The organism is Pseudosulfitobacter pseudonitzschiae (assembly GCF_900129395.1).
GTDB classification, from domain to species: Bacteria; Pseudomonadota; Alphaproteobacteria; order Rhodobacterales; family Rhodobacteraceae; genus Pseudosulfitobacter; species Pseudosulfitobacter pseudonitzschiae.
The window spans coordinates 197,025-212,521 of sequence record NZ_FQVP01000001.1; the positions used below are offsets into that span (position 1 = coordinate 197,025).

Below are 15,497 nucleotides of genomic sequence, written 5' to 3' on the forward strand. Positions count from 1 at the left end.
TGTATCAGGGTAAAAGGACAACAGGAGGATAACCGATGAAACGCTTTATTATTGCAGCTGCAATGGGCGTGGCCATGGCAGGGGCGGCGCTGGCCGATCCGGTTCTGGGCACGTGGAAGACCGAAGTGGACGATGGCGCCTATGCCTACGTCAAATTCGCAGCCTGTGGCGCGTCGCTGTGCGGGACGATCACCAATACGTTCAACAATACAGGTGAGTATAAATCGCCGAACATCGGCCGCCAGCTGGTCTGGGACATGAAGGCCGACGGAGGTGGCAAATACAGTGGCGGCACCATCTGGCAGCCCTCGACAGGCAAGGAATACCGCTCGAAAATGGCGCTGTCCGGCAACACGTTGAAAGTGTCGGGCTGTGTCGGGCCGATCTGCAAGAAACAGACGTGGAGCCGGGTGAACTAGGGCTGATCACATTTGTAAGGCTTAACAGTTTGGCCCCAAGGGTCATACATGTCCGAACCGGACCTTCGACACAGTGTGTGCGAAGGTCCGGTGAGCGGGACGCAACTGTCGCTCGCGAATGCGAAGCAAGACCTTGTCGTCGATCTGTGCAGTCTACTATGATAGCACGATGGACGTGGATAATATCAATGTAAGACTGGGCGCCCGCATTCGTGCTGAGCGCGAAAACCGGGGTTGGTCGCTCAGTGATCTGGCCGACCGGGCGAAAGTTTCGCGCGCTATGGTCCACAAGGTCGAGCGCGGCGACAGTTCCCCAACGGCCAGTTTTCTTGGGAAGCTCTCAGGGGCCTTCGGGCTTAGCATGTCCGTCCTGCTTGCCCGGACCGAAGCGGCGGGGGGAAATCTGTTGCGTAAGGCAGAGCAATCGATTTGGACCGATCCCGAGACAGGCTATGTTCGGCGGCAAGTGTCGCCAAAGTCCGATATGCCACTGGATCTTGTCCAGGTTACCCTCCCCGCCGGCAAGGAAGTCGCCATGCCTGCGTCAGCCTATGCATTCATCCAGCAGTTGATTTGGGTTCTGGAAGGCGACCTTACCTTTGACGAAGGCAATGTCCGTCACGCGCTTTGCGCGGGCGACTGCCTGCACCTTGGGCCGCCTGAGGACTGCGTGTTCAGAAACGAGGGCACCGGACCCTGTACCTATGCCGTAGCGGTCTTGCGCACCGGCTGAGGTTGCGCTTGGGTCCCCACGTTGGCGGTCAGTCTACTATAGTTCCCAGATTGACAGGTGGTCCACTATAGTGGACAATTGTGCAATCATAGTGTCAAGCTGGGGCTGAACATGCAGATTCGCGATGCTGAGGACCGTGACCTTGTTGGGATCACTGCGATTTACAACGATGCGGTTGAACACACGACGGCCATCTGGAATGAAACCACGATCGACGTAGAGAACCGTCGCGCGTGGCGCGCTGATCGTGAAAAGGCTGGTTATCCGGTTCTCGTGGCAGTGTCGGATAAAGGTGACGTGCTGGGCTATGCCTCTTTCGGTGACTGGCGCGCCTGGGACGGGTATCGGCACACCGTTGAGCATTCAGTTTATGTTCGGGCTGACCAGCGCGGCGGCGGGATCGGAAAAGTTCTGATGGTCGCTTTGATCGAACGGGCCCGCGACATTGGCAAACATGTGATGGTGGCCGGAATCGAGGCCGGAAACACCGGTTCGATCCGCCTGCATGAAAAACTGGGGTTCGAACATGCAGGTCGGTTACGGGAAGTGGGAACCAAGTTCGGTCGCTGGCTGGACCTGGCTTTCATGCAGCTCACAGTCGACGCGCGCACGGATCGCGACAGCCCGGAGGCGAAATGACGTCTGGTATCACGCCTGCGCTTCTCGTGGCGGCCGGTGCGGCGCTGGTAGTACAGAATCTTGTGATGGCGAAAATCACCGGCGCGGCCTCTTCGGTGCTGGTGGCCTTGCTTATGAACTCTGCCGTAGGGTTGATGGTGCTGTCAGCGCTGCTCTTATGGAAGGGCGGGTTCGGAGAGATTGCAGCCGTGTTCCGGCCGTGGTTCTTGATCCCAGGGCTGCTCGGCACCTTTTTTGTCTTTGCCAGTATCACCGGATACAAGAGCCTTGGCGCTGCACCGACCATCGCCGTGCTGGTCGCGAGCCAGTTGGTGTTCGGGCTGGCGTGGGATCTGTTTCGGTCCGAGAGTATCAGCATTCAGGGCATCCTGACCGAGGTGCTCGGCGCCGGACTGCTGATCTGCGGCGTGGTCCTCATCGTTTCACGCCAGTCATAGGTGCAACGCGCGCCAACGGGCAACTCAAGCCGCGAAACCGGGCTTTCGCTGCACTCTGCGAGAAGGCCCGTTTTTCAGCATTTTGCCTGTATTGGCGGCGAACTTTGGTCGCGCCGTGGGGTGCGGTCACAAGACTGTCTTGAACCGATGCGAAACAGGGCTAAATGAAATCTTAACCTTTGAGGTCACGCCGCGATTCGGGCGTGTCAGATCAGGGTCTTTTCCCGCTCAAGGAGGTGTCTTGCATGGTTGCGATGTCCAATGTTTCTGCCGGTAAAATGCCGCGTCTTGGACCGGCCCTGTTCGGCGGTGCGCTGGCGCTGTGGGCGGGCGCGGTACAGGCCGGATCGCCGGTCGGGACGTGGCTGACCGAGCCGGACAAGAAGGGCCAGACCGCGCATGTCGTGGCCAAGCCCTGTGGGCAGGCCCTGTGCGGGACGATCACCCGTGCCTTTGACGCGCAGGGCAATCCGATCGCGCATCCCAATGTGGGCAAGCGGCTGTTCTGGGATATGGTGCCGCAGGGTGATGTCTATGCCGGCCGCGCCTTTGTGCCGGCGCACAATCGCGAATATGACGGCACGCTGAAAGTGTCGGGTGCGAAAATGACGGTCAAAGGCTGCCTTGGCCCCGTCTGTCAAAGCCAGACGTGGCACCGGGTGGACTGAGCCTCAGGGCTTCCAGCTTAAGAAATTGGCAATCATCTGCAGGCCGGTGCGCTGGCTTTTCTCGGGGTGGAATTGCATCCCCAGCATGGTGCCGGTGCCGATCACGGCCGTGACATCGCCGCCGTAGTCCACATGCGCCAGACGCTGCGCGGGGTCCGCGACCTGAAAGTGGTAGGAGTGCACGAAATAGGCGTGATCGCCGGTGTCGATGCCGTCGAAAACCGGGTGGGGGGCGTCCAGCACCAGATCGTTCCAGCCCATATGCGGCACCTTCAGCGCCGGATCGTCGGGGGTGATCGCCACGACCTGACCGCCGATCCAGTCCAGCCCCGGCGTGTCGCGGTATTCGCGGCCCAGCGTGGCCATCAACTGCATTCCGACGCAGATGCCAAGGAATGGGCGCGCCTTGACCTCGACCGCCTCTTGCAAGGCGGCCAGCAGGCCGGAACGACCGCTCAACTCTTCCCAGCACGCCGGAAAGGCACCGTCGCCGGGCAGCACGATGCGGTCCGCTTTGGCCACCACATCGGCGTCCGATGTGACACAGACAGTGCCCGCATCGGTTTCGTTTGCCACGCGCTCGAATGCCTTGTGCGCCGAATGCAGGTTGCCGCTTTCGTAATCGATGATCGCCGTCAGCACGTTACAACGCGCCCTTGGTCGAAGGGATCGCGTCGGCCTTGCGCGGGTCGGTTTCCACCGCCTGACGCAGGGCGCGGGCGACGGATTTGAACGCGGCCTCGGCGATGTGGTGGCTGTTGAACCCGTGCAGCATGTCGACGTGCAGGGTGATGCCGCCGTGGGTGGCGAATGCGGTGAAGAATTCGCGCACCAGTTCGGTGTCGAAGCTGCCGATCTTGGCCGTCGGCAGCGTGACGTTCCAGATCAGGTAGGGCCGTGCCGACAGGTCCAGCGCGGTGCGCACCAGCGCGTCGTCCATCGGCAGCAGGCAACTGCCGTAGCGGACGATGCCACGCTTGTCACCCAGCGCCTGTGCCAGCGCCTGACCCAGCGCGATGCCGGTGTCCTCGACCGTGTGGTGGTCGTCGATGTGCAGGTCACCCTTGGCGCGGATCGTCATGTCGATCAGCGAGTGGCGGGCCAACTGGTCCAGCATGTGGTCAAAGAACCCGATGCCGGTCTGGTTGTCATAGGAACCGGTGCCATCCAGGTTGATGGTGACCGAAATGTCGGTTTCCGCCGTCTGACGGGTGATGGTCGCACTGCGCATTGGGGGCCTCACATGACTGTGCGGCCCTTATAGGCGCAGGATCTGCGCAGGCCAAGAGCGCGCGGCAGGGATTGCGCAGGGCGGTGTATTTGTGTCAGCACTACACCCACATCAACCGCCCCGGAGGCCCCATGTCCACATGTGTTTTCATCCAGATCCAGTGCAAGCCGGGAACGACCTATAAGGTGGCCAAGGAGATCGCGCTGCGCGAAATCCATTCCGAGCTGTATTCGACCAGCGGTCATTACGAGCTGATGATGAAGGCCTATATCCCGGAAGGCGAGGACGTGGGCAAATATATCAACGATCATCTGCTGGACATCGAGGGCATTGAACGGTCGCTGACGACGATGACGTTCAAGGCTTTTTAACGAGGGTCGGCGGTGTACTGAGTTCAACCCGTTCCGCATTTCTCCAGGCGCGGAACAAGGCCGCAGGCCGCCGCGCATCGCCGGGCCGCCCCACGGCACGGCGATTTGGGTTCTGTTGTGCGAGACAGCTCGGTGGGATGTGTTTGGCTGCCATAAAGTGGAATGCTGCGAGGTAGGTTCGCCGCACCACGGCCCGACGATGCGCGGCTTTGCGTTGCTCCGGATAAGGCAATCATGTCGCGCACCCCGGTTCCGACCGATGTTCCCCAGTCAGGCCCAGTCCAGCACCACCCCATGAACCGCCGCCAGATCGGCCTGCTCCTGCGTGACGGGGCGGTAGGATACGAACTCGCTGCCCGTGCAGTGGGGCAGGCCGAGGGCCGCGATCAGTGGCGCGTCATAGTGGCCGGACAACAGCGCGATGCCCTCGCGCGCCAGCAGGTCGCGGGTGCCGCGCCCCTTGTCCGAGCGGATGCGGCGCATGAAATCCTGTTGCTGAGCCACCGCCTCGACCACGTCGCGGGTGATGGGTGTGCCCTGAATATGCCGGAACAGCGCCGCCATGCGCTGATTGCCCGAGGCGCCTGCGAAAATCTGCGGGATGATCTCGGGCGGCACGGTGCGCCAGAAGTTTGCCGGATAGGGATGGTGGCGCAGCAGCCACAGGATGTTGGCAAAGCCTTGGGCTGACACGCTTTTCTTGGCGTCCTTGTTCTGACCGGCGGTCAGGTAGTCGGGCCGCGCCACGATCAGTCCCAGATAGCATCGCGCGCGCACCTCGTCGGCGGCGACCAGAATGCAAGGGTGATCGACCGCTTCGGTCGGGATCATCCAGTTGCTGTGCATGGTGTTCTTGATGTCCACGTCATGGCCCTGCACAACCGTGTCCAGCTTGCCCCGTGGCAGACGCAGCATGGCGCGCAGCTCGATCTCGACCCGCGTGCCGATATAGGTTTTCTCGGTCTTTTCCAGTTCCTCGTACGACCGCCGCCCCGTCTTGGGCGTCATGATCACATCATCGACACAGCGGCGCAGCATGGCGGCGAATTGCGTGGCCAGCGCCTCAGGGCCTCCGGCACGCGCGGTGATGTCGGCGGCGATGGTGGACAGCAGCGCGTGATCGCGGTGGTCTGGGGTGACGATGCTGTCGGGAAGCGACTGTTTCACAGGTCTAGGGCCGGAAGGTGGCGGTTTGCACCGTCAGCCCGCCACAGCCCGCAGCACGCGTTTGCGCAGCGCCTTGGCGATCTGGGTCGATACGGCCTGTGCCACGGGGGGCGGAAAGGCGTTGCCGACCTGACGGTAAGCGTTGGTTTTCGCGCCGGTAAAGTGCCAGTCGTCGGGAAAGCCCTGAATGCGCGCCACCATGGGCACGGTCAGGCGGGGCATGCCCTGATGCAGGGCATCGGGCGCTTCGGGCGCGATGGTGCGCCCTTCGACGCCCAGCGTGGCCCATGCGGCGCGCGCGCGGGTGGGGCCAAGGTCGGGGCCGCCGTGTTTTTTCGATCCGCCGACGATGGTGGGGGCGATCTCGTCCGCCTTGGCGGCCCAGTCATCGGCACCGCGCCAGCCGCCCGCTGCCATCAGGTCGCGCAGGGTTTCGCCCACGGTGGGCGGGTTGTGCGGCTGCGGATCGGGCCAGTCGAAGAAATCGGCGCGTTCCTTTTGCATCGCGACAATCACCACGCGGGGCCGAAGCTGCGGCACGCCGTAGTCGGATGCATTCAACAGCCGCCAGTCGGTCTTGTACCCCAGTTTATCAAGCTGCGTTTTCAGCTTTTCGCGGTAGTCGTGAAACACCGCATCCAGAAACCCGCGCACGTTTTCGATCATCACCGCACGGGGGCGGGCGTCGGCCACGATGTCGAGGGCATCGTTGAACAGGTTGCGTTCGTCCTGTTCGCCAAGCTGTTTGCCGGCCACCGAAAACGGCGGGCAGGGCAGGCCACCGGCCAGCAGGTCCATGCCACGATACTCGGACGCGCGTTCCTTGAAGATACGCATGTCCTCTTCCAGAACGTTCCATTCGGGGCGGTTGTGGCGCAAGGTGTTGCAGCAATGTTTGTCGATCTCGACCAGCGCCGTATGGGCAAAGCCCGCCCGCTCCAGCCCCAGGGCCTGACCGCCGGCACCGGCGCAAAGTTCTACAGATGTCAGCATGTCGACCGCCCTTTTTGCACACATAAAACGGGGTCGGACCCCAAGGATCAAGAGCCCGCGCACCGCGTGATATGTGTTCTTTATTCGTTCTTACCGGCGGGGCGCGATTCCGGCAAGGGCAATGGGGCGGGGTCAAAGGATAAAACCGCCCCCCAAAACGCAGCAAGGCCGCCCGAAGGCGGCCTTGTCTGTTTCCTGCGTGGGTGGGCAGGACCAAATTGGAGCGGGCGAGGCGATTCGAACGCCCGACCCTAACCTTGGCAAGGTTATGCTCTACCCCTGAGCTACGCCCGCTTCCTTTTGGTAGGGCTGATCTACAAACGCGGGCATCCGGCTGCAAGTGGAAAATTGAGGTTCGTCAAAAAAAGTTCATCTTGTCGCAGGGGGCGGGGTCAGGCCGTGGGATTTGCGAACTGGATCAGGTCCCAGCGGTTGCCGAATTTGTCCTGCATGACGGCGACGGTGCCATAAGGCTCGTGGCGCGGTGATTCCTCGAACGTGACACCGGCGGCCAGCAGGCGCGCATGATCGGCGGCGAAATCGTCGGTTTGCAGAAACAGCCAGACACGTCCGCCGCCCTGGTTGCCGATGGCGTCTGTCTGGCGATCACCCACCGCACGGGCCAGCAGGAACGCGGTTTGCGCCCCCGCAGGGGCCACGCGCACCCAACGTTTGCCGCCGCCCAAATCGGTGTCTTCCAGCAGGTCGAATCCCATCCGGTCGACGTAAAAGGCGATGCCCTCATCATAGTCGGGAACCAGCAGCGCGATTAGGGCGAGGTGTTGCACGGCTGATTCCTTTGGTGGCTCTGCCCGGCGGGGCCGGACAGAGGGGGGCGGCTTACTCCAGCTCGATCAGCAGGTCCTTGGCGTCGATCTGGCTGCCCGGCTGGACGTTCACCGCCTTGACCGTGGCGTCGCGTTCGGCGTGGATGCCGGTTTCCATCTTCATCGCTTCGATGGTCAGCAGCAGGTCGCCTTCTTTCACCTGCGCCCCCACGGATGTGGCCACCGTTGCCACCACGCCCGGCATCGGCGCGCCGATGTGGTTGGCGTTGCCCAGTTCCGCCTTGGGGCGCTGCTGGGTGGTGGATTTGACCAGACGGTTCGGCACGCGGATCACGCGCGGCTGGCCGTTCAGTTCAAAGAACACCTTGACCTCGCCGTCTTCGCCGGTGTCACCCACCGCTTGCAGACGGATTTCCATCGTCTTGCCGGGGTCGATTTCCACACTGATTTCTTCGCTGGGGGACATCCCGTAAAAGAACGTGTGCGTCGGCAGGGTGCGCACCGGGCCATAGCTGCGGTGACGGCCCATGTAGTCCATGAACACCTTGGGGTACATCAGGTAGCCTGCCAGATCCTCGTCGTCGATCTTCTTGCCTTCCAGCTCCTTGATGACCTGCGCGCGGGTCTCTTCGATGTCCACGGGTTTCAGGTGCTTGCCGGGGCGGTCGGTTGACGGCTTTTCGCCCTTCAGCACCTTTTTCTGGATGCCTGCGGGGAAGCCGCCCGGAGGCTGGCCCAGGTTGCCGCGCATCATGTCCACGACGCTGTCGGGAAAGGCCACGTCGGTCTTGGGGTCCTCGACCTGCGCGCGGGTCAGGCCCTGGCTGACCATCATCAGGGCCATGTCGCCCACGACCTTGGACGACGGCGTGACCTTTACGATGTCACCAAACATCTGGTTCACGTCGGCATAGGTCTGCGCCACCTCGTGCCAGCGGTCTTCCAGCCCCAGCGAGCGCGCCTGCGCCTTGAGGTTGGTGAACTGCCCGCCGGGCATCTCGTGCAGGTAGACCTCGGAGGCGGGGGCCATCAGGCCGGACTCAAACGCCGCGTATTGCGCGCGCACGCCTTCCCAATAGTCCGACATCTCGCGCACGGCGGCCATGTCCAGCCCGGTGTCGCGCGGCGTGTTGCGCAGTGCCTCGACGATCGAGCCAAGGCAGGGCTGCGAGGTGCCGCCCGAGAAGGCGTCCATCGCCGCATCGACCGCATCCACACCCGCATCCGCCGCCGCCATCACCGTGGCCGCAGCCGCACCGGAGGTGTCGTGGGTGTGGAAGTGGATCGGCAGGCCGACCTCTTGTTTCAACGCCCCGATCAGCGCCTTGGCCGCTGCCGGTTTCAGCAGGCCTGCCATGTCTTTCAGACCCAGAATATGCGCGCCTGCGGCCTTCAGGTCGTGGCCCATCTGCACGTAATACTTCAGGTCGTATTTGGCGCGGTCGGGGTTCAGCATGTCGCCGGTGTAACAGATCGTGCCTTCGCAGATTTTGCCGCTGTCCACGACCGCATCCATCGCCACGCGCATGTTCTCGACCCAGTTCAGGCTGTCGAACACGCGGAACACGTCGACACCGCTCTCGGCGGCCTGTTTCACAAAGAACTGCACCACGTTGTCGGGATAGTTGGTGTAGCCCACGCCGTTGCTGGCACGCAGCAGCATTTGCGTCATCAGGTTGGGCATGGCCGCGCGCAGGTCGCGCAGGCGCTGCCACGGGCATTCCTGCAAGAAGCGATAGGCCACGTCAAATGTCGCACCGCCCCAGCATTCCACGCTGAACAGTTGCGGCAGGTTGCCGGCATAGGCCGGGGCCGCGCGGATCATGTCGATGGACCGCATCCGCGTGGCCAGCAACGACTGGTGCCCATCGCGCATGGTGGTGTCGGTCAGCAGCAGTTGCTTTTGCGCCTTCATCCAGTCGGCAACGGCCTGCGCGCCTTTTTGCTCCAGCAGGTTGCGGGTGCCCATGGTCGGCTCGTGCGCGGGCACCGGCGGCTTGGGCGCGCGGACGTTGGCGGGCAGGGGGCGGTCCTTGGTCTCGGGGTGGCCGTTCACGGTGATGTCCGCGATATAGGTCAGAACCTTGGTGCCCCGGTCGCGGCGGCGCGAGAACTGGAACAGTTCGGGCGTCGTGTCGATGAACTTGGTGGTGTAGCTGTAATCGAGGAAGGTCGGGTGCTTCAGCAGGTTCTCGACAAAGGCGATGTTGGTGCTGACACCACGAATGCGGAATTCGCGCAGGGCGCGGTCCATGCGGGCGATGGCCATCTCGGGCGTGGGTGCCTTGGCCGTGACCTTGGTCAGCAGGCTGTCGTAATAGCGGGTGATGACGCCGCCCGCGTACGCCGTGCCGCCGTCCAGACGGATGCCCAGACCCGTGGCCGAGCGATAGGCGGTGATGCGGCCATAGTCGGGGATAAAGTTGTTCTGCGGGTCCTCGGTGGTGATCCGTGTTTGCAGGGCGTGGCCGTTCAGGGTCACGTCCGACTGGCTGTCCTTGCCGGTGGCCACGGCGATTGTCTTGCCCTCGGCGATCAGGATCTGGGCGCGGACGATGTCGATGCCGGTGACTTCCTCGGTGACAGTGTGTTCGACCTGCACGCGCGGGTTCACTTCGATGAAGTAGAATTTGCCGTCGTCCATATCCATCAGGAATTCGACGGTGCCGGCGCATTCGTAATTCACGTGTTTGCAGATTTTATAGCCAAGCGCGCAAATCTCCTCGCGCTGCTCTGCGGTCAGGTAGGGGGCAGGGGCGCGTTCCACCACCTTCTGGTTGCGCCGCTGCACGGAACAGTCGCGCTCGTACAGATGGTACATGCCGCCGTGCTTGTCGCCCAGGATCTGCACCTCAACGTGGCGGGCGCGCAGGATCATCTTTTCCAGATACCCCTCGCCGTTGCCAAAGGCCGCCTCTGCCTCGCGGCGACCTTCCAGCACCTTGTCCTCCAGCTCGTCCGGGCCGTTGATCGGGCGCATGCCCCGACCGCCGCCGCCCCACGACGCCTTGAGCATCAGCGGATAGCCGACCTCGGCCGCCTCGGCGCGGATCGCGTCCATGTCGGTGCCCAGCACTTCGGTGGCAGGGATCACCGGCACACCGGCCTCGATGGCGACCCGCCGCGCGCTGGCCTTGTCGCCAAGGGCGCGCATGGTTTCGGCACGGGGGCCGATGAAGGTAATGCCCGCCGCGTCGCAGGCATCGACGAAATCGGGGTTTTCCGACAGCAGGCCATAACCGGGGTGGATCGCGTCGGCGCCCGACATGCGGGCCACGCGAATGATTTCTTCAATGCTCAGATAGGCCGCCACCGGCCCCATGCCCTCGCCGATGCGATAGGCTTCGTCCGCCTTGAACCGGTGCAGGCCCAGCTTGTCCTCCTCGGCAAAGACGGCCACCGTCTTTTTGCCCATTTCGTTGGCGGCCCGCATGATGCGGATGGCGATTTCACCACGGTTGGCAATGAGGATTTTCGAGAATTCGGTCAAAACGGGGATCCTTTGTTGGAACGGTCGATTTGCGGTGGCGTAGGTCTAGGACGAATTTATCGCAGGGTACAGCAACATGATGTTCGTCTGTCCGGCACTGTCCCATCCCTTGATTTTCTACCTCTTCGGACTGTTACGGAACAGCCACTTGCACCCTTTTCTGGAAATTCCAGCCCGCCGCGCTGCAAAAAGCGCCATGTCAGGCCCGCTTTGCGCCAAACGGATCAAACGCAATTTGTGATCGGAACATTTTGGGAACATGGCTTTTCTTAACGCGCGTTCCGAATTAAGAAGGTCGCATGAGCAATTTCGATGAAATGGACGCCTTTGAGGGCGCCTCGCTGTCCGCCCGCGCCATGGCCGCGCGCCCGCAGCCCTATCTGGACGGTTTGAACCCGGCGCAACGTGCTGCGGTTGAACAGATGGACGGCCCTGTGCTGATGCTTGCGGGGGCGGGCACCGGCAAGACACGCGCCCTGACCGCGCGAATCGTGCACCTGCTGATGACGGGGCGCGCCCGCCCGAACGAGGTGCTGGCGGTGACCTTTACCAACAAGGCCGCGCGCGAGATGAAAAACCGCGTGGGCCAGATGCTGGGCCAGCAGATCGAAGGCATGCCCTGGCTGGGCACGTTCCACGCCATCTGCGTCAAGTTGCTGCGGCGGCACGCGGAGCTGGTGGGGTTGAAGTCGAACTTTACCATTCTGGACAGTGACGATCAGTTGCGCCTGTTGAAACAGTTGGTCAGTGCGGCGGGCATTGACGACAAACGCTGGCCCGCGCGGCAACTGGCCGGTGTCATTGATGCGTGGAAGAACCGCGCCCTGACGCCGGATAAAATCCCCTCGGCGGATGCGGGTGCGTACAATCACAAGGGCGTGGAGCTGTATGCCCAGTACCAGCGCCGCCTGATCGACCTGAACGCCACAGATTTCGGTGACCTGTTGCTGCACATGGTCACGATCTTCCAGAAACACCCTGACGTGCTGGAACAGTACCAGCGTTGGTTCAAATACATCCTTGTGGACGAATATCAGGACACCAACGTGGCCCAGTACCTGTGGCTGCGGCTGCTGGCGAGCGGGCACAAGAACATCTGTTGCGTGGGCGACGACGACCAGTCGATCTATGGCTGGCGCGGGGCCGAGGTGGGCAACATCCTGCGGTTTGAAAAGGATTTTCCCGGCGCGCATGTGGTGCGGCTGGAACAAAACTACCGCTCGACCCCGCATATTCTGGCGGCGGCTTCGGGCGTGATTGCGGGCAACACCGACCGTCTGGGCAAGACGCTGTGGACCGAGGCAACCGAAGGCGAGATGGTGCGCCTGATCGGCCATTGGGACGGCGAGGAAGAGGCCCGCTGGATCGGCGAGGAAATCGAGGCGGCACAGCGCGGCACCCGTGGCCTGCGTCCGATGAACCTGGACGAAATGGCGATTCTCGTCCGCGCCTCGCACCAGATGCGCGCCTTCGAGGACCGGTTCCTGACCATCGGTCTGCCCTACCGCGTGATCGGCGGCCCGCGCTTTTACGAGCGGTTGGAGATCCGCGACGCGATGGCCTATTTCCGCATCGTGGTGTCGCCGGACAATGATCTGGCGTTTGAACGTATCGTCAACACGCCCAAGCGTGGCCTTGGCGACAAGGCGCAGCAGACGATCCAGATCACGGCGCGCGCCAATGGCGTGAACCTTGTGGAAGGCGCGCGGATTGCGGTTGAACAAGGGTTGATCAAGGGCAAGGGCGGTGCCGAGTTGCGCAAGCTGGTCGAGGGGATCGACCGCTGGTCCGCGATGCTGCGGGCCAATGGCACCCGCATTCTGGACGACGACGACAGCGTGGTGGACACCGAAACCGACACGACGCCGGATTATACCCATATCGAACTGGCCGAGGTGATTCTGGATGACAGCGGCTATACCGCCCACTGGCAGAACGACAAGACACCCGAGGCGCCGGGGCGGCTGGAGAACCTCAAGGAGCTGATCAACCAGTTGCACAATTTCGAGAACCTGCAAGGGTTTCTGGAACACGTCAGCCTGATCATGGACAACGAGCAGGAAGGCGAGGGCGCCAAGGTCAGCATCATGACCCTGCACGCGGCCAAGGGGCTGGAATTTCCCATGGTGTTCCTGCCGGGCTGGGAGGACGGCCTGTTCCCCTCGCAACGCTCGATGGATGAAAGCGGGGTCAAGGGGCTGGAGGAAGAGCGCCGCCTTGCCTACGTGGGGATCACCCGCGCCGAAGAGGTCTGTACGATCTCTTTCGTGTCCAACCGGTTCGTCTTCGGCCAGTGGCAATCGGCGCTGCCGTCGCGGTTCATCGACGAATTGCCCGCCGACCATGTTGACGTGCTGACCCCGCCGGGGCTGCACGGGGGCAACTATGGCGCGGCCGGCATGGCCGAGGTCAAATCCCGCCTGCACGATGCGGCGGCTGATGCCAATGTCTACAATTCGCCCGGATGGCGGCGCTTGCAGGCGCGCAGCCAGACGCGCCCGGTCAGCCAGCCCCGCGAAAGCCGCAACAGCACCATCGACGCCAGCGCGGTCAGCAGCTTTACCGTGGGCGAACGGGTGTTCCACCAGAAGTTCGGCTATGGCGCGGTTGTGGGGATCGAGGGCGACAAGCTGGAGATCGACTTTGAAAAGGCGGGGCTGAAAAAGGTCGTGTCCAAGTTCATCACCGGCACCGACGACATCCCGTTCTAGACAGGTCGCAAACAGCCGCCCGTTGCCGCCTTTGCGCTTGCCGTGAATCGGCATCGCTTTTAGGCTGAAGGTCCAAGGTGCCGCCCACGGGCGGAGAATTGGGAAGCCGGTGCGACTCCGGCGCTGCCCCCGCAACGGTGAGGGTGGGATGCGATTGGCAAGGCCACTGGGGACACAGACCCCGGGAAGGCGTCGCTCGTGGGCCGCAAGGCCGCCCGCCCCAAGCCCGGAAACCAGCCTTGGTGTTACGTGAATCGCGGGTGGCGATGAAAGCGGCTGTGCGCAGGTCTGTTTTCCGCGCTGCCCTTTCCGAACCGTCCGACCAATGGAATGCGTCACGGGCGGTGACGGGAAAGGGCAAAGATGTTTTCAAAGATCGTGGCAGGGCTTGCCGATCTGGATGATGCCGGTGTCGATGGCGATGCGGCGGCGCGGGCGGGGTTTCTGGAATGGGTGTTCACCCTGCCGCAGGATGTGCGGCCCCGGCAGGCGGCCCAGGATGTGCTGTCGCATTGGGAGGATGAGAATCCAGGACCTGCGGTCAGCGCCTTTCGCGACCATTTGAAAGCGGCGACACGCTATATGCCGACCCCACAGCGCCGTGGCGGTGCCGCAGGGCGACGGGTGGTGCACTAGGCGGTTTGCCACTGCGTAACCCTCACCTGTTGTCAGCGTGAGCCAGCAGTGCTTTTCGACAAGCGTTTTGGTTGGGCAAACCGATCGACAGGTCTGCTCTCCTTGGGGCTGAAAGCAGCCCTTCGTGCGATCTGCACTGAATGTCCGGTTCGAGTCCAGAGTGACCTTGCAACTGAGGGCAGAGCCCGACCGCGGGTGGGCATCACGACGCCGGTAGATGCCACTTTATTTCTAATCTTTGGCGTGTGGGTGATGAACTGCAAGACGGTGAGGAAGCGCCCGCCCATGGGGCGGTCGGGCGCTGCCCGGCGGTGCTGCGCACCTTGAATCCGGGCTTTGGTGGGTGACAGCTGCGTCCCGAACAGCGGCCAATCGCGCCCCGCGCAGGCGCCACATTCCGAAAACCCCCGCAAAACATAAAAAAACGGCGGCCCCGGGAGGATGGGACCGCCGCCTTTGCAATTGTCGGAACCAGGGAGGAGGAGAGGCCCGACAATTTTAGGGTGCGACGGGATCTGGGAGGAGAGACCGCCGCGTATTTTCACCACCGGGCCAGGGAGGAGGAGAGGCCAAGTGGCGATCCGTATCCCCGTTTGACCGGGGTAGAAGGTGCGGCGGCACTTGGGAGGAAGGGCCGCCGCCTAGTTCACCACCGGGTCAGGGAGGAGGAGAGACCCAAGTGGCGATCCGTACCCCCGTTTGACCGGGGTATCTTGTGCGACGACACCTGAGGGAGGAGCGGTGCCGTCGCGTTAGTCACTGCGCAGGTCAGGGAGGAGGAGAGACCGGCAGCGATGTCGTATCCCCGTTTGATCGGGGAAAAGGTGCGGCGGCATCAGGGAGGAGGAGAGATACCGCCGCGTCGTGACGGACATTTCCGGGAGGAGGTGGAAATGCCCGAACTCTATTACTTGTCGCCGTAGGCTGCTTCGGCAGCGATGCGGCGGATTTGCGAGCGGTGCAGGCCGAGATCAGCGAGATCGCGATCACCCAAGCCAGCCAGCTCGTTGAATGTTTTGCGGTAGACGGCGCGTTTTGCCTGGCGTGCTGCCGCGGCATCCAGGATGCGGGCTGTGGTCGCCAAAAGACGCTCTGTCAGGCTGGTGTATGTTGTTGTCTGGTTCAGATAGGCCATGTTCGTCGGTGCCTCGGATGTGTGTTTCGTGTTCGTTTGTGTTCGTGTTGACCTCAATTTAGTGAAATGCTGCGTCTGC

The 15,497-nt window shown here is 62.7% G+C and carries 15 protein-coding genes, 1 tRNA gene and 1 riboswitch; of the genes, 8 read left to right on the forward strand and 8 right to left on the reverse strand.

Annotated elements, in window-relative coordinates:
- Positions 1-35: 35 nt before the first annotated feature.
- From BUC08_RS00935 to BUC08_RS00955, 5 genes are all read left to right on the forward strand, one after another.
- Positions 36-419, forward strand: coding sequence for a DUF2147 domain-containing protein (locus BUC08_RS00935; RefSeq protein WP_037921501.1), 384 nt, complete (start codon positions 36-38; stop codon positions 417-419).
- Positions 420-537: 118 nt separating this feature from the next.
- Positions 538-1,152, forward strand: coding sequence for a helix-turn-helix domain-containing protein (locus tag BUC08_RS00940; RefSeq protein WP_081855299.1), 615 nt, complete (start codon positions 538-540; stop codon positions 1,150-1,152).
- A gap of 111 nt (positions 1,153-1,263) precedes the next feature.
- A complete protein-coding gene (locus BUC08_RS00945; RefSeq protein ID WP_037921500.1) occupies positions 1,264-1,791 on the forward strand; it encodes a GNAT family N-acetyltransferase in 528 nt (175 codons plus the stop codon).
- Positions 1,788-2,228: a DMT family transporter gene (locus tag BUC08_RS00950; protein ID WP_037921498.1), complete on the forward strand. Its 441-nt coding sequence runs from the start codon at positions 1,788-1,790 to the stop codon at positions 2,226-2,228. The genes BUC08_RS00945 and BUC08_RS00950 overlap by 4 nt, the downstream gene beginning before the upstream one ends.
- A 245-nt stretch (positions 2,229-2,473) precedes the next feature.
- Positions 2,474-2,896, forward strand: a complete 423-nt coding sequence (locus tag BUC08_RS00955; RefSeq protein ID WP_051693886.1) for a DUF2147 domain-containing protein — start codon at positions 2,474-2,476, stop codon at positions 2,894-2,896.
- A 3-nt stretch (positions 2,897-2,899) separates the two neighbouring features.
- Here the strand turns inward: BUC08_RS00955 and hisH are convergent, their stop codons facing one another.
- Together hisH and hisB are read right to left on the reverse strand one after the other, a co-directional pair.
- A complete protein-coding gene (hisH, locus tag BUC08_RS00960) occupies positions 2,900-3,538 on the reverse strand; it encodes an imidazole glycerol phosphate synthase subunit HisH (protein ID WP_037921497.1) in 639 nt (212 codons plus the stop codon).
- Position 3,539: 1 nt separating this feature from the next.
- A complete protein-coding gene (gene hisB, locus BUC08_RS00965) occupies positions 3,540-4,127 on the reverse strand; it encodes an imidazoleglycerol-phosphate dehydratase HisB (RefSeq protein WP_037921485.1) in 588 nt (195 codons plus the stop codon).
- 131 nt (positions 4,128-4,258) lie between these two features.
- Here hisB and BUC08_RS00970 point away from each other — a divergent pair, with 131 nt between their 5' ends.
- Entirely contained in the window at positions 4,259-4,498 is a 240-nt protein-coding gene (locus BUC08_RS00970) for an Lrp/AsnC ligand binding domain-containing protein (RefSeq protein ID WP_028956017.1), read from the forward strand.
- Positions 4,499-4,768: 270 nt separating this feature from the next.
- Here the strand turns inward: BUC08_RS00970 and BUC08_RS00975 are convergent, their stop codons facing one another.
- The 5 genes from BUC08_RS00975 to BUC08_RS00995 form a co-directional block, all read right to left on the reverse strand.
- A complete protein-coding gene (locus BUC08_RS00975; protein WP_037921480.1) occupies positions 4,769-5,665 on the reverse strand; it encodes a NaeI family type II restriction endonuclease in 897 nt (298 codons plus the stop codon).
- Between the two features lie 33 nt (positions 5,666-5,698).
- Complete coding sequence (locus BUC08_RS00980; protein ID WP_037921479.1) at positions 5,699-6,658, reverse strand: DNA cytosine methyltransferase; 960 nt, start codon at positions 6,656-6,658, stop codon at positions 5,699-5,701.
- 219 nt (positions 6,659-6,877) lie between these two features.
- Positions 6,878-6,952: transfer RNA gene (locus tag BUC08_RS00985), tRNA-Gly, on the reverse strand.
- Between the two features lie 98 nt (positions 6,953-7,050).
- Entirely contained in the window at positions 7,051-7,446 is a 396-nt protein-coding gene (locus tag BUC08_RS00990) for a VOC family protein (RefSeq protein ID WP_037921478.1), read from the reverse strand.
- Positions 7,447-7,498: 52 nt separating this feature from the next.
- The gene (locus tag BUC08_RS00995; protein WP_037921477.1) at positions 7,499-10,936 is read right to left on the reverse strand and encodes a pyruvate carboxylase; all 3,438 of its coding nucleotides are present in this window, start codon (positions 10,934-10,936) and stop codon (positions 7,499-7,501) included.
- 299 nt (positions 10,937-11,235) lie between these two features.
- On the opposite strand from BUC08_RS00995, the gene BUC08_RS01000 reads away from it, so the two are divergent.
- Together BUC08_RS01000 and BUC08_RS01005 are read left to right on the forward strand one after the other, a co-directional pair.
- Positions 11,236-13,647 (forward strand): ATP-dependent helicase, encoded by a 2,412-nt coding sequence (locus tag BUC08_RS01000; protein ID WP_037921474.1) that lies wholly within the window; start codon positions 11,236-11,238, stop codon positions 13,645-13,647.
- Between the two features lie 58 nt (positions 13,648-13,705).
- A riboswitch (cobalamin riboswitch) is annotated at positions 13,706-13,903 on the forward strand.
- A 107-nt stretch (positions 13,904-14,010) separates the two neighbouring features.
- Entirely contained in the window at positions 14,011-14,283 is a 273-nt protein-coding gene (locus BUC08_RS01005) for a hypothetical protein (RefSeq protein WP_037921471.1), read from the forward strand.
- 907 nt (positions 14,284-15,190) lie between these two features.
- Here BUC08_RS01005 and BUC08_RS01010 read toward each other — a convergent pair.
- Entirely contained in the window at positions 15,191-15,418 is a 228-nt protein-coding gene (locus BUC08_RS01010; RefSeq protein ID WP_037921464.1) for a DUF1127 domain-containing protein, read from the reverse strand.
- Positions 15,419-15,497: the final 79 nt, after the last annotated feature.

What these genes read in the sequence shown, in the direction of transcription:
- hisB (WP_037921485.1), bottom strand. Translation starts at nt 4,127, where the DNA reads ATGCGCAGTGCGACCATCACCCGTCAGACGGCGGAAACCGACATTTCG.
- BUC08_RS01010 (WP_037921464.1), bottom strand. Translation starts at nt 15,418, where the DNA reads ATGGCCTATCTGAACCAGACAACAACATACACCAGCCTGACAGAGCGT.
- BUC08_RS00935 (WP_037921501.1), top strand. Translation starts at nt 36, where the DNA reads ATGAAACGCTTTATTATTGCAGCTGCAATGGGCGTGGCCATGGCAGGG.
- BUC08_RS00970 (WP_028956017.1), top strand. Translation starts at nt 4,259, where the DNA reads ATGTCCACATGTGTTTTCATCCAGATCCAGTGCAAGCCGGGAACGACC.
- BUC08_RS00945 (WP_037921500.1), top strand. Translation starts at nt 1,264, where the DNA reads ATGCAGATTCGCGATGCTGAGGACCGTGACCTTGTTGGGATCACTGCG.
- BUC08_RS00955 (WP_051693886.1), top strand. Translation starts at nt 2,474, where the DNA reads ATGGTTGCGATGTCCAATGTTTCTGCCGGTAAAATGCCGCGTCTTGGA.
- BUC08_RS01005 (WP_037921471.1), top strand. Translation starts at nt 14,011, where the DNA reads ATGTTTTCAAAGATCGTGGCAGGGCTTGCCGATCTGGATGATGCCGGT.
- BUC08_RS01000 (WP_037921474.1), top strand. Translation starts at nt 11,236, where the DNA reads ATGAGCAATTTCGATGAAATGGACGCCTTTGAGGGCGCCTCGCTGTCC.
- BUC08_RS00980 (WP_037921479.1), bottom strand. Translation starts at nt 6,658, where the DNA reads ATGCTGACATCTGTAGAACTTTGCGCCGGTGCCGGCGGTCAGGCCCTG.
- BUC08_RS00950 (WP_037921498.1), top strand. Translation starts at nt 1,788, where the DNA reads ATGACGTCTGGTATCACGCCTGCGCTTCTCGTGGCGGCCGGTGCGGCG.
- BUC08_RS00940 (WP_081855299.1), top strand. Translation starts at nt 538, where the DNA reads ATGCGAAGCAAGACCTTGTCGTCGATCTGTGCAGTCTACTATGATAGC.